The sequence below is a fragment of the Pontixanthobacter aestiaquae genome (genome assembly GCF_009827455.1).
GTDB classification, from domain to species: domain Bacteria; phylum Pseudomonadota; class Alphaproteobacteria; order Sphingomonadales; family Sphingomonadaceae; genus Pontixanthobacter; species Pontixanthobacter aestiaquae.
Window position 1 is genome coordinate 1,051,782 of the sequence record NZ_WTYZ01000001.1, and the last position, 21,222, is coordinate 1,073,003.

Consider the following 21,222-nt stretch of genomic DNA (forward strand, 5'->3'; position numbering starts at 1 on the left):
GGAACCGGGCATGAGTTTCGTGCTGTTTGCTGCTGCCTTGGCGGCACCTGTTACTACATCCAGCGCAACAGAAGTTGCTAAAGCGCCCGCGGCTGCATGCGAAAGCAAAGCTGCCACGGTCGACAAGGCTTTCCCAACGGGTGCCTTTGCCGATTGCCAGGTTAAAGGAAAAAAACGCTTTGCGTTGACCATCGCGCCGGAAGATGAAGGTCAGATCAATTGCAGCGCGTGGTATGCCTTCAGGCTGACACCCGCGCGTAGAGGCCGCGTTACGGTTGAACTCAATTACCCCAAATGCGGTCACCGATATTGGCCCAAGATGAGCACTGATGGCATCTCGTGGGAATATATTCCGCCGAAAGCAGTGACCGTCGAAGGAGAAGGCGATGATCGAACGGCGACGATCAAGCTGAAGCTGAACAACCAACCGGTGTTTATTGCTGCACAGGAAATCATACCGCCATCGACTTATGACGCGTGGCTGAGCCGCGTAACCCAATCTTCTGCCGCTACACGGCGCTTGTTGGGGAAATCTGCCGAAGGGCGTGATATAGAGGCGATGGCAATTGCCGATCCTGCAGGCGGCCAGAAGGAAGTGATTTTGCTCGTCGGCCGGCAGCATCCGCCAGAAATTACCGGTGCTTTAGCTATGTTTCCCTTTGTGGAAACGCTCCTCGGCGATAGCGATCTGGCAAAGCGATATCGCTCGCGGTTCCACACCGAGGTTGTACCGTTGGTAAATCCCGACGGCGTCGTCCGGGGACACTGGCGGCACAATACCGGCGGGGTTGATCTGAACCGGGATTGGGGACCATTCACTCAGCCTGAGACCAAGCTGATGCAAGGTTTGCTCGAAGAAATAGCAAACAATCCTGATCAGCAGCTTCGGTTGATGCTCGATTTCCATTCAACCAACAGGGACGTCTTTTACACGATTCCCGATGAATTGCCGACCGATCCGCCACTCTTCACGCGCGATTGGCTCGCGCGGTATCAGCAGCTAATGCCGGATTATAAAGTGAACCGTGATGCGCGCCACACCGTAGGGCGACCAATTTCCAAAGCGCACATCTTCGACACATATGGCGCGCCTGCGATTACGTTCGAGATCGGCGATGAGACGGATCGTATCTTGGTTCGGCGCATTGGTGAACAATCTGCAATCGCGATGATGGAAACGTTGCTCGCGACGCCGAAGCCATGATCGGTCTGCACCGTGCCGCCTGTGCGGTGGGAACCATGCTTGGCTTGGCCTCATGCCAAACTGTGGCGGCTGATGCTGCAAGCGGGCAAACCATCATGCAACAGGTCGATCTGCTGATTACAGGTGGCGCAATCTATGATGGTTCGGGAGGGGACGCTGTCTCTGCCAATCTGGCCATTGATGATGGCGAAATAATCGCCATCTTTGATCACGACAGTCCTAACTATCGCGGCGTATCCACAATTGACGCACGGGGGTTGGTCGTCGCGCCGGGCTTTATCGATCCGCATACCCATGCAACCAGCGATCTTGCTTCGAACGATGAAATGCGCCGCGCCAACCTTCCCTTTGCTCATCAGGGCGTGACCACAGTGGTTATCGGCAATGACGGGTTCGGTGATACAAATATCGCCGAGCTGGCCTCGCGAACCGCACAAATGGGAGTAGGCACCAATGTCGCTTTTCTCGCTGGGTTTGGGCCGATCCGCGAAGCTGTATTGGGCACCGCCAATCGCGCGCCGACTTCAACTGAGCTCACGCAGATGAAAGCCGCAATGCGTTCGGCAATGTGCGATGGCGCATGGGGCCTTTCTACCGGGCTGTATTACGTCCCGCAGAATTATGCCAAAACTGATGAAGTGATTGCGCTGGCGAAAATCGCAGGCGAGTTCGGCGGCTATTACGACACGCATATGCGCGACGAGAGTACGTATAATATTACAGTGAGCGGCGCGGTGCAAGAGACGATAGAGATTGGTGTGCAGGCGGCTCTGCCGGTGCATATCGCGCATATCAAAGCACTTGGCCCGGAAGTTTGGGGCCACAGCTCCAAGATGATTGCAGCGATTGAGGAGGCTCGCTCCGACGGCTTGCGCGTTACTGCTGACCAATATCCCTGGGCTGCCTCCGGTACGCGCATTTCAAACGCACTTGTGCCGCGATGGGCACTTGAGGGCGGGTTAGCCAGGCTTCGCGAGCGACTCTCTGTGGAGGAGGAAGCAAAAAGGATACGCAATGGCATGATCGCTGGGCTGGAGCGACGCGGTGGTGCCGACCGTTTGCTGATCACTGCACCGCTGGGCGGGATTGATATTGTGACAGGCATCACTCTGGCCGACATTGCCAAAACGGAAGAGCGCGAGCCGGTTGATAGCGCGATTGCGATCTTGAAGCAGGGTGATGCTCGGCTTGCGTCTTTCAATATGAACGAAGCAGACATCGCAGCCTTTGCCGTACAGGACTGGGTCGTCACCGGATCAGACGGATCGACGGGCCACCCACGCAAATATGCCAGCTTTCCCAAAGCCTATCGCGATCTGGTGAAAAAAGAGGGCATGCCGCTTGCGCGCTTTATCAGACGCAGCAGCGGCAAGACCGCGGAGATTATCGGCCTGACCGATCGTGGCTATCTGAAGCCAGGCTATGCGGCAGATGTCGTGGTGTTTGACCCGGAGGAGTTTGCACCGGTAGCCAGCTATCAGAACCCCCGCGAACTATCTGTAGGGGTGCGCCATCTTCTCGTTAATGGCGCGCTGGCAATCAAGGATGGCCGCTACACTGGCGCTCTGTCGGGAAAGCCGCTTCTCAAACAATCTCCTGCGAGCATAACTGCCTGCGACTGACCTACTCTTGTGCCAGTTCCTCAGCCAATATCGCTGCTGATCCCATCGCCATCGTCCAGCCGAGCATACCGTGTCCGGTGTTGACCGCCAGTGATCGGCCAAGCCGTTTTGTGATTGGCTGCGAGTTGGGCGTGACAGGCCGATGACCAGTCCAGAAACTGGTCGCGGCGTCATAATCGGCAGCATCCGGCATTGCTTTGCGGGCGGTATTCAGAACTGTTTCAATTCTTTTCTCGTCCAGTTTGGCACTACCATCACCAAGATCGGCAATTCCGGCCACAAGAACCTGATCGCCAATATCTGTGAACACCAAGCGGTGCGCGCTATCGGTTATTGATATCGTCGGTGGGTTTGGCCCGCGCGGAGCTGTGAAGGAATAGCCCTTCATGGGCTGAACCGGAATGCGGTGACCCAATCGCCGGAGCAGGGATGCGCTTTCATGCCCGGTGCAAATCACCGCCATCGGCGTCTGAAAAATATTGCCGTCAGCCAGTTCAATCTGCATTCCGTCGGTCCGCTCGCTAATTGATGTGACGAGCGCATTGCGCAAATAATTGAGGCCATATTCGCGCTGGGTGTGCTTTACCAATTGCGTGGCGAAAAGACTGCAATTGCCGACGCCGTCCGCAGGTGAATAGATCGCGCCTACAAGTTCGTGACCGCATTGCCCTAGCGCTGGTTCCAGCGCCAGGGCCTCATCCCTGCCGACAGCGCGCTGCACCGTTCCATTACAGACTTTCAGATCCATCGATTGGGCAGCGTGCGCAAGCTCCGTTTTGCTTCGGAAGAGCACCAGTTTTCCGGGATTGCTATACTGGAAATCGATGGGATTTTCTGAAAGGAACAGATCAAGCTCACGCCGCGATCGTTGTGCAACCGACAAGCATGCTAACGTATTCCCACGAAAACGGGCGGCCGTGCAGTTGCGGACAAACCGGGCAAGCCATTCCAATAGCGCCGGTTCGGGGCGCAAGCTTAGTTGGAATGCGTCGTCTAGCCCCATAGCGAGAGCGGGAATCTTCGCGAGCAGGCGTGGATTGGCCAGCGCATCGGTATGGCTGTAACTCAGCTGCCGACCATTACCGAGCGAGGTGCCGAGCGCGGGGCCTTCGCGCGCGTCGAGCATTGTGACTTTCCACCCCGTTCTGGCCAAGGCGTGCGCGGTTGTGACGCCAATGATGCCAGCGCCGATCACGACCACATTTTTACCTTTTGCCATATGCAAATCGTGCGCCTGCATGCGCGATCGAGCCAGCAATAATCCGCATGTCGAGCATAGATATCAGCTATGGACGGAGTGCTGAAATGCGTGACAAAGCCTTGCTTTCCGGTGCATTGGGCGCGGATGCGATTGGGAACGTGTTATTATCCGGAACACTGGCCGCAGGATATGTGGGCAGACGATGCGCGCCGTATGGTCGAGGCGGGCTTGTCTCGCGTGCGGATCGGGGAATTTGCGTGGAGCCGGATTGAGCCGGAACCGGCCCGTTTTGAATGGGAGTGGCTGGATCAGGCGATAGAGGTTCTGCATGCGGCGGGCCTGGGGATTATTCTCGGCACGCCGACTGCTACCCCGCCAAAATGGCTGTGCGATAAAATGCCTGATATGTTTGCGGTCGATGCCGACGGGAAAGTACGGGGGTTCGGTTCGCGGCGGCATTATTGTTTCAGCCACCTTGGCTACCGTGAAGAAGCCGCCCGGATCACGCGGGCTTTGGCAGGGCGATATGGCGAGCATCCGGCGATAATCATGTGGCAAACCGATAATGAGTACGGGTGCCACGATACGGTCCACAGCTTCTCGGATAGCGCGCGCGATGCATTCCGGCTGTGGCTTGCAGATCGATACGGCACGGTTGAGGCGCTGAACGAGGCATGGGGTAATGTCTTCTGGAGCATGGAATACCGCAGCTTCGAGGAGATTGATCTGCCGAACCTGACTGTGACCGAAGCCAATCCCTCGCATTGGTTGGCATTCCGCAGGTTCTCCTCCGATCAGGTCGTCAGCTTCGATAAGGCGCAGGCCGATATCCTCCGCGAACTTTCGCCGGGCCGTGATGTGATGCACAACGCGATGGGCTTCTATCCCGATTTTGACCATCACGATCTGGGCAAACAGCTCGATGTGGTGATGTGGGACAGCTATCCGCTTGGCTTCCTAGAGATGTACGCGTTCAGCGAGGCGGATCGGCATGACTATGTCCGGCAGGGACATCCCGACATAGCGGCGTTCCATCACGATTTATATCGCGGATGCGGTAAGAACGGCCGCTGGGGTGTCATCGAGCAGCAGCCGGGGCCTGTGAATTGGGCACGAAACAACCCCGCGCCGCTACCCGGCATGGTGCGGCTATGGACGTTGGAAGCGATGGCGCACGGCGCGGAACTGGTCAGCTATTTCCGCTGGAGGCAGGCTCCGTTTGCGCAGGAGCAGATGCATGCTGGCTTGCTGCGGCCCGATGGTGAAGCTGCGCCGGGTCTCAAGGAGGCGCAGCAGGTCGCACCAGAGGTAGAACGCCTCGGTGATATTGGCGCGCCCGTGAAAGACGCCGCACTGGTGTTTAGCTATCCATCCGAATGGGTCACTGCAACGCAGCCGCAAGGTGAAGGTCTGTCGGCGCTTTGGGCGGCGTTTTATACCTATACCGCGCTGCGGAAACAGGGACTGAATGTCGATATTGTAGCGCCGTCAGCATCGCTTGATGGCTACGCAATGGCCGTGCTTCCGTGCGCGCCGATTGTGTCTGGCGAGTTGGCGGAGCGGTTGAAGGCGTTCCGTGGACAGATCATCATCGGGCCGCGTAGCGGTAGCAAAACTGACGATCTCACGATCCCGCCGGAACTTGCACCGGGGAAGTTGCAATGGGTGTTTGATGGCAAAGTAACCCGCAGCGAGAGCCTTCGCGCAGGTATCGAGCACCAGGGGGAAGGCTGGGCGGGCCGGCGCTGGCTAGACCATCTGGAGACCGACGCTGATGCTGAACTGGTTGCGGGTGATGGTACGGTCGCATGCTGGAAGCAGGGCAATGTCCGCTATTGTGCAACCTGGCCAGAGGGTGACGTGATCGACGTGATTGTTGCGCGTGCAGCTGAAGATGCGGGGCTTGAAACTGTCAAAATGCCCGAAGGATTACGCATCCGGAAGTCGGGCGAATTCGCCTTCGTGTTTAACTACCGAAATGAAGCGCGCGCTGTGCCCGATGCATTGTGCGGCGAACCAATGATCGGAGAGCGCATCCTACCGGCTGCAGGCCTTGCGGTTTTCGCGCGAGGCTAAGCCTGTTCGCGGTCAAGCCACCGGGCGAACTGCACGAAGCCTGTAATCAGGAACGGCACTAGCACTAGCGACAGCACCACCTTGGCCAGCATTTGACCCGCCAGCAGCGATCCAATTGGAAACTCGCCATAGAATGCCAGCGTGATAAAGATCAGCGTGTCGATGGCTTGGCTGAGCGCCGAGGCAATTGCCCCGCGAACCATCAGGCCGACTGTCCCCGTATCGTCACCACTGCCGCGCAGTTTGGAAAAGATCCAGACATTGAGAAACAGCGACACACCGTAGGCGACCGGCCCCGCCATCATAATCCGCGGCGTCTGCGAGAGGACCGTCTCGAAGGCGGTGATGTTCTCTACCGGCATTTTGTCTGACGGCGGCAAGAACAGGACCAGCACAACCAAGACGGCAGATGCCGCGAGAGGTACGAAGCCCCAAAGTACCAACCGGTTTGCCATGGCCTGCCCGTGCAACTGAGCCGTAGTGCTCGACAGCACAACCAACATCAGAAATGCGAAAATGCCTGCTTCCACAGCGAGTGGGCCAAGCGCGACTTGCTTGAAGCCCAACACGCCCGCGATCACGGTCATACCGCCATACAGCAACCCAATGAAGAAGAGCGATGGAGTGATAGGCGTTGGGCCCTGCGGCGCGGTTTGGTTCTCGGTCATAGGTTGCTGACTATTGCCACCTGCGCAAAAAGGGAAGCCGCCGCACCCCGTTCGCCTGTGGGTAGATGGTTTGACTGACGCGCCGCAAAAGGCGAAGGGATCACGCGAAGATTCGGGCGAGGGGCCCCGATGAATTAGCGAAAGAGACTATGCATCCGATCCTAACTAGCCTGCTCGGCATTACCGCTATCCTTGGCATTGCGTTTCTGCTGTCGACCGGCAAACGGCGCATCAAATTGCGCGTCGTGGGCGCTGCTTTCCTATTGCAGGCTCTGATGGCGCTACTGGTTCTGCGTACTCCATGGGGCGTGCAGGCTATCTCTTTCCTGTCGGACGGGGTGATCGCTTTGCTCGACTATTCCAAAGTCGGGATCGAGGCAGTGTTCGGCAGTATGGACGACAACCCGTTCACCAATACTTTTGTCATCGCAGCGCTGCCTGTGATCGTGTTCTTCGCAGCCATCGTCTCCATCCTCTATCACTGGGGTATCATGCAGCGTTTGGTCCGGTGGGTTGGCGGAGCGATTGGCTGGATCACCGGGATCAGCAAGGTCGAAGCGTTGGGTAGCGCCGCAAATATTTTCGTCGGCCAGTCGGAAAGCCCGCTGGTGGTGCGCCCCTACTTGGCGGCTTTGACACCGAGCAAATTGTTCACCCTGATGAGCGTTGGTATGGCTGGCGTCGCAGGCACTATCCTTGCTGCCTATGCCAGCTTTATCGGCTCTGAGGCGGTGCCGTTCCTGCTCGCTGCAGCCTTTATGTCTGCCCCGGGCGGCATTCTGATGGCGAAAATCATCATGCCTGATGACGAGAGCGAGCTTGCCCGCGATGCTGCCGAGCTGGCCGGAGTGGAGTCGGAGAAAATCGAACTCCCCGATGCTCGGATCAGTGCAGAAGGGCCCGGCGCTTTGGTGGAGGGCGGCAAACCCAAAGAGGTCGAGATCGCCGAGACTTTCGAAGAAGGGCACAAGCCAGCCAATGTGATCGAGGCCGCAGCGCAAGGTACGCAGACCGGCGTGAAGCTAGCGGTCGCCGTTGGTGCGATGGTGATGGTGTTCGTTGCGCTCGTCGCTCTAGCGAACGGCATTCTGGGCGGGGTAGGTGGCTGGTTCGGCTATCCCGATGTCAGCTTCCAGCAATTGATCGGTTATGTCTTTGCGCCGGTAATGTTTTTGCTGGGCGTCCCGTGGGAGCAAAGCCAGGTTGCCGGCGGATTGTTCGGCACCAAAATCGTGCTCAACGAATTTGTCGCTTTCATCAATCTTGGCGCGATGGGACCGGAAGTGCTCGGTGATCGCAGCCGTGCGATTGTCACCTTTGCATTGTGCGGTTTCGCGAATTTCAGCTCGATCGCGATCCAGATGGCGGTTACGGGTGGTCTCGCCCCCAATCAACGTCCCGTTATAGCCAAGCTCGGCCTACGTGCTCTGGCTGCAGGCTCGCTGGCCAATTTGATGAGTGCAGCACTGGCGGGGCTATTCCTTCCGTACTAAGTAGCGACTCATGACTGACATTGCCTCTGTTTCGATTGCGCGCCCGCTGTCCGAAGTTGCGGAGGAGCTGCGTTCCAGCTTTGCCGAATATGGTTTTGCGGTGATCCGCGATCACGGTATTCCTGCCGATCTCATCGCGCGGGCAGAGGAGATGTCCAAAGCATTTTTCGCGCTGCCCGAAGAGGTCAAACGCGCGTATATCCTGAAAGATGGCGGCGGCGCGCGCGGTTATACCCCGTTCGGTACCGAGAAAGCCAAGGACGCGCAGGTCCACGATCTGAAAGAATTCTGGCATGTCGGGCGCGATTTGCCCGAGGGGCACGAGTTGTCCGAATTTATGGCACCCAATATCTGGCCCAGCGAAGTCGATGGTTTCCGCGAGACATTCGAAGCGCTTTATGCTGCATTCGAAGAAGCGGGTGGTCGCGTGCTGCGGGCTATCGCTTTGGGCCTGGGGCTTGAAGAGGACTTCTTCGACGCAACGGTCAAAGATGGCAATTCGGTGATGCGGCTGCTGCGTTATCCGCCGCTGGAAGGCGAAGAGGCGGAAGGCGCAATTCGTGCCGCCGCGCATGGCGATATCAACACTATCACGCTGCTGCTGGGGGCTGAGGAGGCTGGGCTGGAACTGCTTAAGGCCGATGGCGAATGGCTCGCAATCGATCCGCCCGAAGGCGCTCTGGTTGTGAATATCGGCGATATGCTCGACCGCCTGACCAATGGCCGGCTGGTGTCGACCACGCACCGGGTGGTTAACCCGAAAGGCGATGCTGCCTATCGCGCGCGCTATTCAATGCCGTTCTTTCTGCATTTCCGGCCCGATTATGTGATCGAAACGCTGCCATCCTGCGCGGACGAAAACTCGCCCGAGCCGATTTCGAGTCACGACTTCCTGCTCCAGCGACTCCGCGAGATTAATCTCGCCTGATTCGGTCTGATATCGCCACTGGTTACAATCGGAATCCGATTAGTTGAATCGTGTTGCAATGCAGCAACATTACAAAAGCATGATAAAACAGTTGCTTAGAAGAAGTATGGTTGGCTGTGCATAAGAATCTGTGCACCCGTCATGATCCGGTCATAAAAACCCTTTTGCGCGTAATGTATCGCTCCTAACGGGCGCACACCGAATTAATTACTGCCGCTTTCCGTCACGTTCAGATCGTCAAATAGGGACTGTCTCTCATGAAACTCAAATATCTCTTGGCTGCCAGTGTTGTCAGCCTTTCCGCAACGGCCATGGTGGCTGCTCCGGCTTCGGCTCAAGAAGTCACGTCGTCGGTTCAAGGTGTCGTTACTGACGAGGCCGGGGATCCAGTGGGCAACGCAGTTGTTGTTCTCACCGATACTCGCAACGGTCGTACGAGCACTGTTTCGACATCGCAGAACGGCAATTTCAGCTTCCGTAATTTGGAAGTGGGCGGACCATTCACGATTTCTGCCAATGCTGCTGGCTACCAGGGTGAGCGGGCTGACGGTATTTTTGTATCGCTTTCGGATTCGACATCGCTTCGGTTCGCGCTTGGCGCTGATGTTGGCGATGATGATGAAATCGTGGTTACGGCCTCGGCCATCTCGAGCGCCCCGCGAGCACTTGGCCCCGGCACATCTTTCGGTATCGAAGTATTGGAAGACCAGCCATCGCTTAGCCGTGATATTCGCGACGTCATTCAAACCGATCCTCGCGTTCTCCTCGACTCCACATTCCCTGACTCGACAAGCAACCGCGGTACAGTTTCTTGTCTCGGCGCATCGACGCGCGTGAACTCGCTGACCGTTGACGGCGTCCGCCAAGATGATGGTTTCGGCCTTAACGACAGCGGTTTCCCGAGTGAGTCACAGCCATTCCCATTCGAAGCGCTTTCGGCTGTCTCGGTTGAGTTCGCTCCTTACGATGTTCAGTACGGCCTATTCTCAGGGTGTAACGTGAACGTTGTTACCAAGTCTGGTACTAACGAGTTTCACGGTGGCGGCTTCTTCTACTACAACAGCGACAGCCTGGTTGGTGATACAGTAGACGGTCGAACGATTAGTCTGGGTGAATTCGAGACGAAAAAGTATGGTGCTTATCTTGGCGGTCCAATCGTCAAAGATAAACTTTTCTTCCACATTACTTACGACCGTGAAGATGGCACTTCCGGCCTGGATGATGGTCCAGCTGGCTCTGGTGTGGCAAACGAAACCGCAGCGATTACCCAGCAGGACATTGCCGACGTTCAGAATATCCTGAATACTGCATACGGTTTCGATCCGGGCGGTATTCTCAATTCGATTCCGCGCAGCACAGAGCGTGTTTTAGTTCGTCTCGATGCGAATATTAGCGACAGACACCGTGCTGCTTTCAACTACCAGCGCACTCGCGAAGATTTTGTCACACCACAGAACACAGATGCTCGTGATGATGAGCTTGGTCTGTCGTCGAACTATTATCAGTCGGGTAACTCGATCGACAGCTACTCACTGCGTTTGTTCTCTGACTGGTCAGATAATTTCTCGACTGAAGTTCGTGTTTCCCGAATTGAAAACAGGGATGTTCAGGACAGCTTGAACGGTGTCGACTTCCAAGAATTCGAAGTCACAACGCCAGGCGGCGGAACGCTGTTCCTCGGCCCTGATGAATTCCGTCAAGGCAATGATCTGCGTACCACCACCGACCAGGTTAAGATTGCTGGTTTCCTGACTGCTGGCGACCACAACTTCACGATCGGCGCAGAGTATGATCGCTACGACGTGTTCAACCTGTTTGTACAGAGTGCAAACGGGGTTGCAGTGTTTGACAACTTTGCTGACCTGCAAGCGCAGACCCCGTCTGCATTCCGGTTCCGTGGTGCTGTGTCGGGCGATGTGAACGATGCTGCGGCTTCGTTCCAACGGGATATTTACAGCTTCTATATTCAGGATGAATGGCTTGCCACTGACGCCCTGACGCTGCAGCTCGGCCTGCGTTACGACATGTATAATGGAAGCAACAAGCCGCTGGGCAACCCGACCTTCCAGCAGCGCTATGGTTTTACCAACCAGAACGCGTTTGATCAGCTTGACATTTTGCAGCCGCGCTTTGGTTTCAGTTATGATGCCGGCGAAACATTTGCCGGTACGACCACGCTTCGTGGCGGCGTTGGCATCTTCTCTGGCGGTGATCCAACCGTTCTGTTCTCGAACAGCTACACTAACAATGGTATTACCTTGGACGATGTGGATGAGGGTGATCTCACTGCAGCCGGGATCCCGCTCACCACCGATGGTTTCAATGTTCCAGCCGGTGCGAACGGTTTGCTCGTGGCGGGCGACGGTGAAGTCAACGCTGTAGACCCCAATTTTAACGTCCCGCATTTCCTGCGCGCGAACTTAGGCGTCGACCATCAGTTTAACTCGGGATGGCGCCTCGGATTGGATTACATCTATTCGAAGTCTTACGACCCCCTGTTTGTGCAGGATTTGACGCTTGCTCAGATTGGCACGGCCCCTGATGGTCGTCCGCTATATCGTCAGGTGGATTTCAACGATCCAGCATGTCAGACAACTCCCGAGACCTGTACAGCGCGTCGTACCAGTGACTATCTGCTGACAAACGGCGAAGGTGGTCAGGGCCATATCCTTAGTGCTTCGCTTAGTAATAATTGGAGCCAAGAAGCAGGTCCATTGGGCATTGGTGGTTCTGTAACTCTTGGTTACAGCTACCAAGACGTAACCGAGATCCAACCGCTTACATCGAGCCGTGCGGTGTCGAACTTCGGCAACTTCTCGAAGGTTGATATCAATAACCCAACGGTTGGGCGGTCCAACGCGTCACGTGCACACAATGCGATCTTCCGTCTCAATCTGGAAAAGGACCTCATCGGAGAGAACACTACATCGTTCACCTTCTTCCTGAAGTATCGTACCGGTCAGCCGTTCAGCTACAACTACGAGACTACCCCATTCGGTGGTCCCGGTGGCAATGGATTTAACCCGTTTGGCGATTCACGCGCATTTGAAGACCGTGTGTTGCTCTATGTACCGACAGAAAACGACCCTACGGTCGTGTACAATGCTGGGTTCAATTTGGCAGCGTTTAACACGTTCCTCACCGAAAGCGGTCTTGACCAATTCCGCGGTGAAATTGTTGAGCGTAACGCGTTCGAGAGCGATGACTACTGGGATCTGGATCTTCGTGTTTCACAGGAGCTGCCTGGTTTCTTTGGAACCGACCGTTTCAAACTGATCTTCGACCTTGAGAACGCGTTGAACCTGATCGACAGCACTTGGAATACGCTGAGCCAAAATGGCTTTGAGTACAATGTTCCGGTCGTTCAAACGCAGATTAATGCTGCAGGACAATATGAATATGTCAACTTCCTCGCTCCGCGAGATCAGCGTTTCTCGAGTGCGCCATCGGTTTGGCAAATTCAAGTCGGTGTAACTTACGAATTCTAAGTCGTAGGTCACTACCGAAACAGAAGCGGCGGCTCCCGAATGGGGGCCGCCGTTTTGGTTTGTGCGGGTCAAGCTGCGTCTAGCAAATCCTGGGCTAACTGCGCGCGCTCCTCCTGAGGCAGAGTGGATTTTAGCCCTCGCTCCAAAGCGCCGGCTTTCCTGCCCAGCTCATCCTCGCCAAACATGCCTGCGGTTCCGGCCAGCTTATGCACGGTTCGCGCAAGCGCCTCCGCCGTTTCCCCTTCAAGGGCTCCTTCGCGCAACGCCTTGGACACTGCGTCCACTGCTTCTGACCGGCGCTGCTGCCAGCGGCTCTCAAGCGTGGAGGACCCGGCTTGGGTGGGTGCTTCGATTGTTACCGCCGGCTGGTTTTCCGGCACGCGCTCTATTGTTGGAAGCCACTCTTGCAAAGTCTCGACCAGCTCTGAAAATTGCAGCGGTTTGGACAGGTGCCCCTGCATACCTGCATTCCGTGCTGCGCGTACATCATCCTCAAACGCATTGGCAGTGAGCGCGATGATTGGCAGCTCTTCGGCGTCAATGCCCAGACAGCGCAGCGTGCCGGTGGCAGTATAGCCGTCGCATTCAGGCATTTGAACGTCCATAAGCACCAGATCGAAAGGCGTGCCGCCTGCCTTGGCGGCCATCACCGCTGCGACCGCTTGCTGGCCGTCTTCGGCGATTTCGACTGCCTGACCGCAGCGTTCCAGCATGGTGGTGACGAGTATCCGGTTGATATCGTGATCCTCGGCCAGCAAAATCCGCGCCCCCGCAATCAGGTTTGTTGGATCGGCCGCTTTCGCCATCGGGGTAATGCTGGTCGCGGCATCGTCAGGCACGATCAGCGGGATGCTCAGGGTAAAGCACGAGCCTGTACCCGGTTTGCTTTGTGCGGTGAGCGTACCACCAAGCAATTCGGCCAAACGCCTGCTGATCGATAAACCCAGACCAGTGCCGCCAAATTTGCGCGACGTCGCATTGTCGGCCTGTTCGAATGGATTGAAGATCGCTTCCAGACGATCCTTTTCTATTCCGACTCCGCTGTCAGCGACTTTGATCACGACCATATCTTCTCGTACTCTTGCGCTGAGTTTGATCGTACCTTCCCGTGTGAATTTCACTGCGTTCCCGAGAAGGTTGAGAATGATCTGGCGCAGGCGGAGAGTATCGCTGACCAGTGCCGGCGGCACGTCTGGATCAGTCTCTTCGATCATTGCCAAACGCTTTTGCTCTGCATTGGCCGAGTGTAGTGTGAGGCAATTACTCATCAGGGCGCGCAAGTCGACCGGTTCTTCGGTGACTGCTACTTGACCTGCCTCGATCTTGGAAATGTCGAGAATATCGTTGAGCAACCGCATCATGCTGTTGCCCGATTCTTGGATCAGTTCTGCGTGACGCCGTTGTTCATCGGGCAAATCCGATTGCAGCAGCAGTTCCACAAAACCCAGCACACCATTCATTGGCGTGCGGATTTCATGGCTCATATTGGCAAGGAATTGGGACTTTGCGACAGCCGCGTTCTCCGCATGACGCCTCGCGCGAACCAGTTTCTTCTCCAGCCTTACACGTTCGCTGACATCGCGGCAGGATACGATGATGGTTTCCGGATTGTCTGACTGGTTGTTCCTTACAAGAACGCAATCGGCCTCAATGAAAACGGGTCGCCCCTTGTCGTCATCAATCACACGGCGATAGGTAAGGCGTTCCTTGTCGGATAATCCCGACACCAGCCGTGTTTGAACAGCTGCGATTTCCTCTCGCGCTTCTGGGTGGACATCAGCGGCGGCCCCCTTGCCTAAAAACATCTCAGGCGATTGCCCCAACACATCGCGGACAGATGCCGATGCGTAAGTGCATACGCCGCGCAGATCATACCGCATGACTGCGTCGGACATATTGTCGGCCAGAATGGCGAGCTGTTCTTCCTGCAATTGCAGTTTTTGGTAGGTCTTTTTCTCCTGAGCAACAGCGGCGGCGACGGGTAGGCCAATGGCGAAACCCGTTGCAAGAAACGCCTCCAGCACGAGCAATTGCGCGTCGAGCGAACCGGTATGCAGTGTAACAGGGCCGCTGCCCATCGCGGTGAACCAAGTCGCTGTGACAGCGATCTGTACAAAGGCAAGCGCAGTGCCAAGACTGCCTAGGCGAAAGGCCTGAATGACCAGCACAGGCGCGATCAGGAATAGCAGCGGATACTGGCTTTGCCAGAATACCCCAACCGTAACTAGAAATCCGCCAGCGGTCAGTCCTACCCATTCGAGCCGGTTGCGCGGAACAGGTGTTAGATCTCCACGAAAATAGTCGATCAGAATCAGCGTGGTCGGGGCCACGATCATCATGCCCATCGCATCGGCCAGATACCAATCCAGCATCGGCCGAAGCGTGTCGACACCCATCGATAGTAATGTGATCGAGGCGATTGCCGAAGACAGCAGTGGTGCGATCCCGGCGGCAATCGCGACGAACCGCATCAGATCGCGCATATTCTCCATATCCAGCCGCCGGCCACCGGTTTTGCGCAGCATCCAGAGTATCACATAGATTTCTGCGCAATTCGCCAGCGAGAAGCCGAAAGCGGAAATACTGGTCCCTCCAGCAAGATAATTGCCTAGCAGGCTGCCCGCAAACAAGGCGCCGATAAAGACAGGCTCGTATGGCGGGCGCAGGCGCAGCAATGTGGCCACAGCCAAGGCATTAGGCAGCCAGACTGCTGCAAACCGGCCATCACCTTTCGTCAGCGTGACGCCGCCATAGGCCAGCGCTGCATAGGTCAGCACGGTCAGCGCCAGCGCCGAGATTAACCATGGCGGCGATAGCCGCCCGACGCTGTGAACAGGCTGCGCTTCCGCCAATTCTGCCTCATTTGCCGTGAACATTGGTTTCCCCCTTTGCGAGGCCTATAGTCGCCAGAGCATCAAACCATGCGTAACCGGCGCATAGGGGTTTCTACGAGCGGGATTGGGAATGGCGGAAAGCGGGAAATATTCGACAATCCGGCGCAAGCCGAAGGTCAGCACAATTATCATCATCGTGTTGCTCCATATCATCGCGATCTATGGGCTCGCGCGGGCGTTCGCGCCTGGTGCGGTGCAAACTGTCGAGCGCGAGATCATTTCCGCATTTACGGTAACCGTGACAGCGCCTGAGGAGGATATTCCGCCGGAAAATGAGCAAGCTCCTGATGAAGGGGTCGCTGGAGATCCTGGCAAGAAAGCGACGCCTAAGCCTGATAGCCAGCCTGAAACGCCGATCAAGCAGGACAAACCAACTCCCAAAGCTTCATCTACGGGGGCGGCAAACACGTCAGGAGCGAAAGAGAGTGGCGAGGGGACCGGAGCAGCCGGACAGGGCACCGGTACGGGTAGCGGTCGCGCTGGTAGCGGGCAGGGCGGTGTGGCGGTGAGCAAACCGATCCACATCTCTGGCGCGATTGACAGTGCGCGCGATTATCCTGTGCCGGACGGTGGGCGGCAAGTCCGCAATGGCACGCGCGTGGTCGTGAAAGTGACGGTCGGTACCGATGGCCGGGCGCGCAATTGCAGTATCTTCCGCCGCAGCCCTGATGCAGAGGCGGATCGTATTACCTGCCGCCTTGTAGAGGAACGCTTGCGTTTCAAACCCGCTATGGATGCCAATGGAACGCCGGTTGCGGCACCGTTTTATTGGCAACAGAAGTGGTTTATCGCGGAGTAACGGTAACGTGATGGCAAGGCGTTGCAGCTAAGGAAGGGCGAGACAGTTTAGAAAGGCGGTAAAGCAGTGATCCATCCGGTTATCCTATGCGGTGGCAGCGGCACGCGCTTGTGGCCGCTAAGCCGGGCGGACAAGCCAAAGCCGTTTCTGCCTCTGATTGGCACGCGGAGCCTGTTCGAACAGACGCTCGACCGCTGTTCGAAGGATGTGCTTTTTGCTGCTCCGGCCGTAGTTACCGGAAAGAAGCATCTTGCTCATGTAGAGAAGCAACTTGGCCGCGCAGATGGTGCTTCGATCATTGTTGAGCCCATAGGCAAGAACACTGCGCCTGCGATTGCGCTGGCTGCAATGCGCTTGCCCGAAGATGCCGTGATGCTCGTTTGTCCGAGCGATCATTACATCGAAGACGCCGGTGCGTTTCAGAGTGCAGCCGAGACGGCATCTGCCTTGGCTGATCAAGGCTTTTTGGTCTCTTTCGGGATTGAGGCTACCACACCGGAAACCGGTTATGGCTACATTAAACGCGGCGAAGAGCTCGGTGGCGGTCATGCGGTGGAACGCTTTGTCGAAAAGCCTGATCTTGCGACTGCGCAAAGGTTTCTCGCAGATGGTTCCTACAGCTGGAATGGCGGGATATTCGCGTTCAAGGCAGGTGTGTTCCTCGCAGAGCTGACCAACCACCGTCCGCAGATGATGGATGCGCTGCGCGCGAGCGTCGAAACAGGGCGTGAGGACGGCCAGCGCTTCCACCCGGACGCGGCAAGATTCGCGCAGATCGACGGCGATTCCATCGATTATGCGATAATGGAAACCACCGAACGCGCGGCGATGGTGCCGGTCAGCATGGGGTGGTCCGATATTGGCAATTGGAACGCTTTGCGTGAGGCGCGCGGCAGCGACGGGTTGGGCAACAGCGTCAAGGGCAAGGCTGAACTGGTCGATTGCACCAATGTGATGGTGCATAGCGATGGACCGCGTGTGTCGGCGGTCGGGCTCGATGATGTGATCATCGTGGTCGATGGCGATGATGTGCTGGTGACCACCGCTGCCGGAACGCAGAAAGTCGGCACGCTCAAAGGCGCAAAGTCGCAGTGAGCGCAGGCGGCCTTTTGCCGACCAAAATGGTCGAGAAGGTATGGGGCCGCACCAGCCTGCCCGCGCCTTTCGCTGCGCGCAATGGCAGGCGCATAGGTGAAATCTGGTTTGATCCCGCGCCACCATGCGAAGGGCTGCTCGCGAAATATCTGTTCACCAGCGAAAAATTGTCGGTGCAGGTCCATCCCTCCGATGCCGACGCGCCCGAAGGAACGCGCGGTAAGGAGGAATGCTGGCTGGTACTTGATGCCGATGAAGAGGCGATGCTCGCCATCGGTTTCAAAGAACTGACTGATGCAGAGACAATGCGCGCCGCTGCGCTTGATGGATCAATTGAGCATATGCTTGATTGGCGCCCGGCAAAACGCGGTGATTTCGTTTATCTGCCAGCCGGGACCGTACACGCGATTGGTCCGGGATTAAGCCTGGTCGAAATCCAACAGAACAGCGATATCACATACCGCTTGTTCGATTATGGTCGCCCGCGCGATCTACATTTGGATGATGCATTAGCGGTTGCGCAGGGCGCTCCGCATGATCCGGCTTTGCGCAGATCAATAGACTTGGAACAGTCAACGGGTCTGGTCGATGGCCCGCATTTCCGTCTCGACTATGTTGTTGGCGCACCAACCGACGATCTGCTCGCCAGATATGAAGGTGCGTCGCTGGTAATGCCAATTGAAGGCGTTGTGGAAGGAGAGGACGCCACCATCGCCGCTGGGGAATGCGGGATCGTATGCATGCTTGCTTCGGCACAGTTTTCGGACCAAGGCTCGGCATTGATCGCCCAATCCCTGACGTAGAAACCGGACACTCGCTATGATCGCGGAAACCATTCAAGTGTCGCTGACACCCGTTTTCGTGCTGGTCGCCATCGCCAGTATTCTCAATTTCCTGACAACGCGGCTGGGCCGTGTGGTCGACCGTTCGCGGCTGCTTCAACAGCAGCATGGCGAGACCGAGGGGATGGAACATGATGAGCTGGTATGCGAAATGCGGTCATTGGCGCGGCGGATTGAACTGGTGAACAGAGCGATGCTGATGCTGGTCCTGAGCGGCCTCACGATTGGATCGACCGTTATCATCCTGTTTTTCGGCGGCCTAACCGATAGCAATGTGGAACATGTCGCGGCGGGCGCATTTATCCTGTCGATCACGCTGATGCTGGTCGGATTGATAATGTTCTTGCTGGAAACCCGTGAAGCATCTGCCTCACTGAGAATACCTGAAACCTATCTCGAACTCGACCGGAAGATTTAGTCTTCCGAAGGAGCTTCTAGCATTTTTTGCCCCTGCTGGCGGATCGCCCCGGCAATGATCGGCTCGACAAAGCTGAGCGCCATAGGCAACGCAATTTCGAACACGACTTGATTGTCTTCAATATTGACCATACCGGCCAGATCATTGCCCATCGCATTCACATTAATGCTCATCCGGTCATCGGCAGGCCAACCGGTTGTTACCGTGGCCATGCCCCCCGGAATATGATCGGCGATTTCATGACTGCGCTCTTTCAGGCGGCGCGTGACCTCTGCCTGTGGCAGATCGTGAGGAATAGCGACGCGCATCAATTTTTCTCCGTACCGGAACCTGGGGAAGTGTCGGCGTCTTCGCCATATTTATACTCGAGATAGCGCGTTTTGATCGCCAGATCATCCAGTGAACCCTCGGCCAATTGGCGCGTGACGCTGTCGATTTCCTTGCTGATCTTGCTGAGGCTCTCGGTCACTTGCTCGTCCGGAGTAGCACCTGCGCGTTTTTCGCCGCGCAGATGCGAAGGAATCTTGCGATACGATTCAACTGTTTCGGGCAGAATGTCACCAACGAGCTTGCGAATTTGTTCGGCCGCCGGGTGCTTCTGGTCAATCGTTTCCAACTGCACACCCAGCGAGTCGAGCTGAATGCCCATATCTTCGACGATCTTGACCGCCGGTGGCGGTAGAGCGGGGCGCTGATGCTCCAGCCACAGCTCTGTCTTGCCAACCATATTACGGACATCGCCTTTCGTAAGGTCAGCCCGTTTCGGGACCTTGACCTTTTGCGTCGACACCACACCGATCACCGCCGCGATGGTCAGGACGGACAGCATAATACCCCAAAAGCCGATCCCGTTAAGGATTGCGCCAGCAACGCCCGCAGCGATAAACACGCCAACCACGCCAATGGCGATCTGGATGAGTTTCTTGACCAGATGGCTCGATTTGATGTCAGCCGAGCGTTGGCCAATCGATTCCATCCGGTGCCTACCACCTGCACGATTATCGTCCCGTACCCGACGCGCTTCTTCGAGGAGGCGGTCGCTCTCGTTGGTCAGATCGCCCATCAGTCCTCGACGGTCAGCAAATTCGACTCAGAGACTTGCTGTGAGGCTTTGTTCTGGCCTTCAGCGCGGGCGATGTAGCCTTTCGACTTCTCGACTTCGCTGGAGAGCGTTTCGACGGTCTGTTTCATCGAATCCAGTGCGCGGACTTTGAATGTGTCGACTTCGTCCATCGTGTCATAGATGTTCTGGAAGGCGCGTTGCAGCGTTTCCAGCGGGATCGTGCTGGCCGCAGCTTGCTCGTGAATTTGCCCCGTTTGCTCACGGAGCAGCGTCGATGTGCTGTCAATGATACCAGCCGTGGTTTCGTTGAGCGCAGTAATCTGTCCCAGAACCAGCCGCTGATTGGTCATCGCCTCGGATACGGTAACCGCTGTGCGCAGCGCGCCTACGGTGGTGGTGCTGGCGCGATCGACGCCTTTGACCAGCTCGACATTGTTCTTCTTGACCAGATCAAGCGCCAGATAACCCTGGACCGACACCGCCATCTGGGTGAGCAGATCCTGCGTTCGCTGGCGAACATAGAACAGGGCGGTTTCTCGCACCGCTTTGGCCTTCGTCGGATCGGTTGAGTCCAGTTCGACCGCTTTCTCTTCCAGCTTCGCGTCGAGTGTCTTGGAGATATGAATCATCTGCTCCAGATCACCCATCGCTTCCCACAATTTCTGTCGTTCGACATCGATTGCGGCATTATCCATCAGCAGTTCGTCCTTGCCGTTACCGAGCTTGGACAGGATTTCCTGAATGTGGGTCTGCGCGCTTTGGTAGCTGCGGAAATAATTGGTGAGCTTGTTGCCCCATGGGATAATCCCGAAAATCTTGCGTGTTCCGGTCAGCTTGCCGCGTTTCCCCGGGTCGAGGTCTTCCACAACATTGCGTAATTCCTGAAGGTTCGCGCCGACACCTTCATCCTTGTCCATCGCGCGAATCGGACGGTCGAGGAAACGGTTGGACATGCCCGCCGCAGCGGCAATTTCTTTGCGCCCCATATTGGTTAGCTGATCGACCTTCTTGCCGAATTCGGGCGAATTGGCATCGGCTTCGATCAGGTCGGCTACAAAGGAGTCGACTTTCGTTGCGAGCTTCGATTGCACTTCTTCGGAAACTGGAACCAGACCGGCGGCATTGGCTGGCTTTACCTCTGGCACCGGATCCGGGGCGGTCAGCTCCAGACCCAAGTCGGTGGCAGTTTTTGTCGCGGTGTTAGTCGAATTGTTGGTCTCGGGTGCGCTCATGGTTTGCGTCCGGCTCCTGAATTATCCGCCCGCTGCTGTGTTCGGGGCGGCGATGAACTTCCTACTGTATTAAGGTCATAAGACACGAAGTTCAAGATTTGTGCCCGAAACCCGATCTCACGTCTACGCTTTCGTGATCGACGGCAGCGGTGTAAAGCTGCTCCCAACCTCCGCTTTGGGAGGATTCACGAGAGGAATG

The 21,222-nt window shown here is 56.6% G+C and carries 16 protein-coding genes; 10 read left to right on the forward strand and 6 right to left on the reverse strand.

Features of this window, described 5'->3' with window-relative positions:
• The first annotated feature begins 10 nt into the window (after positions 1-10).
• Positions 11-1,204: a M14 family metallopeptidase gene (locus GRI35_RS04960; RefSeq protein ID WP_160613141.1), complete on the forward strand. Its 1,194-nt coding sequence runs from the start codon at positions 11-13 to the stop codon at positions 1,202-1,204.
• The gene (locus tag GRI35_RS04965; protein WP_160613142.1) at positions 1,201-2,826 is read left to right on the forward strand and encodes an N-acyl-D-amino-acid deacylase family protein; all 1,626 of its coding nucleotides are present in this window, start codon (positions 1,201-1,203) and stop codon (positions 2,824-2,826) included. The genes GRI35_RS04960 and GRI35_RS04965 overlap by 4 nt, the downstream gene beginning before the upstream one ends.
• A 1-nt stretch (position 2,827) precedes the next feature.
• On the opposite strand, the gene GRI35_RS04970 is transcribed toward GRI35_RS04965, so the two are convergent.
• On the reverse strand, positions 2,828-4,045 hold the full coding sequence (locus GRI35_RS04970) for an FAD-dependent oxidoreductase (RefSeq protein ID WP_160613143.1): 1,218 nt from the start codon (positions 4,043-4,045) through the stop codon (positions 2,828-2,830).
• Between the two features lie 90 nt (positions 4,046-4,135).
• On the opposite strand from GRI35_RS04970, the gene GRI35_RS04975 reads away from it, so the two are divergent.
• Positions 4,136-6,103: a beta-galactosidase gene (locus tag GRI35_RS04975; RefSeq protein ID WP_290258936.1), complete on the forward strand. Its 1,968-nt coding sequence runs from the start codon at positions 4,136-4,138 to the stop codon at positions 6,101-6,103.
• Here GRI35_RS04975 and GRI35_RS04980 read toward each other — a convergent pair.
• The gene (locus GRI35_RS04980) at positions 6,100-6,771 is read right to left on the reverse strand and encodes a queuosine precursor transporter (protein WP_160613144.1); all 672 of its coding nucleotides are present in this window, start codon (positions 6,769-6,771) and stop codon (positions 6,100-6,102) included. The two genes, GRI35_RS04975 and GRI35_RS04980, sit on opposite strands and share 4 nt — an antisense overlap.
• A 149-nt stretch (positions 6,772-6,920) precedes the next feature.
• Here GRI35_RS04980 and GRI35_RS04985 point away from each other — a divergent pair, with 149 nt between their 5' ends.
• The 3 genes from GRI35_RS04985 to GRI35_RS04995 all read left to right on the forward strand — a co-directional run bounded on the left by GRI35_RS04985 (position 6,921) and on the right by GRI35_RS04995 (position 12,680).
• Entirely contained in the window at positions 6,921-8,264 is a 1,344-nt protein-coding gene (locus tag GRI35_RS04985; protein ID WP_160613145.1) for a NupC/NupG family nucleoside CNT transporter, read from the forward strand.
• A 10-nt stretch (positions 8,265-8,274) separates the two neighbouring features.
• On the forward strand, positions 8,275-9,192 hold the full coding sequence (locus tag GRI35_RS04990) for an isopenicillin N synthase family dioxygenase (RefSeq protein WP_160613146.1): 918 nt from the start codon (positions 8,275-8,277) through the stop codon (positions 9,190-9,192).
• Positions 9,193-9,449: 257 nt separating this feature from the next.
• The gene (locus GRI35_RS04995; protein WP_160613147.1) at positions 9,450-12,680 is read left to right on the forward strand and encodes a TonB-dependent receptor; all 3,231 of its coding nucleotides are present in this window, start codon (positions 9,450-9,452) and stop codon (positions 12,678-12,680) included.
• Positions 12,681-12,748: 68 nt separating this feature from the next.
• On the opposite strand, the gene GRI35_RS05000 is transcribed toward GRI35_RS04995, so the two are convergent.
• Positions 12,749-15,556, reverse strand: coding sequence for an MASE1 domain-containing protein (locus GRI35_RS05000; protein ID WP_160613148.1), 2,808 nt, complete (start codon positions 15,554-15,556; stop codon positions 12,749-12,751).
• Between the two features lie 88 nt (positions 15,557-15,644).
• Between GRI35_RS05000 and GRI35_RS05005 the strand changes: the two genes are divergently transcribed.
• The 4 genes from GRI35_RS05005 to GRI35_RS05020 all read left to right on the forward strand — a co-directional run bounded on the left by GRI35_RS05005 (position 15,645) and on the right by GRI35_RS05020 (position 18,728).
• A complete protein-coding gene (locus tag GRI35_RS05005) occupies positions 15,645-16,373 on the forward strand; it encodes an energy transducer TonB (RefSeq protein WP_160613149.1) in 729 nt (242 codons plus the stop codon).
• A gap of 66 nt (positions 16,374-16,439) precedes the next feature.
• Positions 16,440-17,468 (forward strand): mannose-1-phosphate guanylyltransferase, encoded by a 1,029-nt coding sequence (locus GRI35_RS05010; protein ID WP_160613150.1) that lies wholly within the window; start codon positions 16,440-16,442, stop codon positions 17,466-17,468.
• On the forward strand, positions 17,465-18,271 hold the full coding sequence (locus tag GRI35_RS05015; RefSeq protein ID WP_328598424.1) for a class I mannose-6-phosphate isomerase: 807 nt from the start codon (positions 17,465-17,467) through the stop codon (positions 18,269-18,271). Before GRI35_RS05010 ends, GRI35_RS05015 begins: the two co-directional genes overlap by 4 nt.
• Before the next feature lie 16 nt (positions 18,272-18,287).
• Positions 18,288-18,728: a DUF2721 domain-containing protein gene (locus tag GRI35_RS05020; RefSeq protein WP_160613151.1), complete on the forward strand. Its 441-nt coding sequence runs from the start codon at positions 18,288-18,290 to the stop codon at positions 18,726-18,728.
• Here the strand turns inward: GRI35_RS05020 and GRI35_RS05025 are convergent.
• Genes GRI35_RS05025 through GRI35_RS05035 form a run of 3 tightly spaced genes read right to left on the reverse strand, consistent with a single transcriptional unit; the run spans position 18,725 to position 21,023 of the window.
• Positions 18,725-19,036 carry a polyhydroxyalkanoic acid system family protein gene (locus GRI35_RS05025; protein ID WP_160613152.1) on the reverse strand — a complete coding sequence of 104 codons (312 nt, stop codon included), beginning with the start codon at positions 19,034-19,036 and terminating at the stop codon, positions 18,725-18,727. The two genes, GRI35_RS05020 and GRI35_RS05025, sit on opposite strands and share 4 nt — an antisense overlap.
• Positions 19,036-19,791: a hypothetical protein gene (locus GRI35_RS05030; protein WP_160613153.1), complete on the reverse strand. Its 756-nt coding sequence runs from the start codon at positions 19,789-19,791 to the stop codon at positions 19,036-19,038. Before GRI35_RS05030 ends, GRI35_RS05025 begins: the two co-directional genes overlap by 1 nt.
• Positions 19,791-21,023, reverse strand: coding sequence for a toxic anion resistance protein (locus GRI35_RS05035; RefSeq protein WP_160613154.1), 1,233 nt, complete (start codon positions 21,021-21,023; stop codon positions 19,791-19,793). Before GRI35_RS05035 ends, GRI35_RS05030 begins: the two co-directional genes overlap by 1 nt.
• Positions 21,024-21,222: the final 199 nt, after the last annotated feature.

Excerpts from the sequence above, each read along its gene's own strand:
- GRI35_RS05000 (WP_160613148.1), bottom strand. The coding sequence starts at position 15,556 with ATGTTCACGGCAAATGAGGCAGAATTGGCGGAAGCGCAGCCTGTTCAC.
- GRI35_RS04985 (WP_160613145.1), top strand. The coding sequence starts at position 6,921 with ATGCATCCGATCCTAACTAGCCTGCTCGGCATTACCGCTATCCTTGGC.
- GRI35_RS05035 (WP_160613154.1), bottom strand. The coding sequence starts at position 21,023 with ATGAGCGCACCCGAGACCAACAATTCGACTAACACCGCGACAAAAACT.
- GRI35_RS04960 (WP_160613141.1), top strand. The coding sequence starts at position 11 with ATGAGTTTCGTGCTGTTTGCTGCTGCCTTGGCGGCACCTGTTACTACA.
- GRI35_RS04965 (WP_160613142.1), top strand. The coding sequence starts at position 1,201 with ATGATCGGTCTGCACCGTGCCGCCTGTGCGGTGGGAACCATGCTTGGC.
- GRI35_RS04970 (WP_160613143.1), bottom strand. The coding sequence starts at position 4,045 with ATGGCAAAAGGTAAAAATGTGGTCGTGATCGGCGCTGGCATCATTGGC.
- GRI35_RS05005 (WP_160613149.1), top strand. The coding sequence starts at position 15,645 with ATGGCGGAAAGCGGGAAATATTCGACAATCCGGCGCAAGCCGAAGGTC.
- GRI35_RS04980 (WP_160613144.1), bottom strand. The coding sequence starts at position 6,771 with ATGACCGAGAACCAAACCGCGCCGCAGGGCCCAACGCCTATCACTCCA.
- GRI35_RS05025 (WP_160613152.1), bottom strand. The coding sequence starts at position 19,036 with ATGCGCGTCGCTATTCCTCACGATCTGCCACAGGCAGAGGTCACGCGC.
- GRI35_RS05020 (WP_160613151.1), top strand. The coding sequence starts at position 18,288 with ATGATCGCGGAAACCATTCAAGTGTCGCTGACACCCGTTTTCGTGCTG.
- GRI35_RS05030 (WP_160613153.1), bottom strand. The coding sequence starts at position 19,791 with ATGGGCGATCTGACCAACGAGAGCGACCGCCTCCTCGAAGAAGCGCGT.
- GRI35_RS04995 (WP_160613147.1), top strand. The coding sequence starts at position 9,450 with ATGAAACTCAAATATCTCTTGGCTGCCAGTGTTGTCAGCCTTTCCGCA.
- GRI35_RS04990 (WP_160613146.1), top strand. The coding sequence starts at position 8,275 with ATGACTGACATTGCCTCTGTTTCGATTGCGCGCCCGCTGTCCGAAGTT.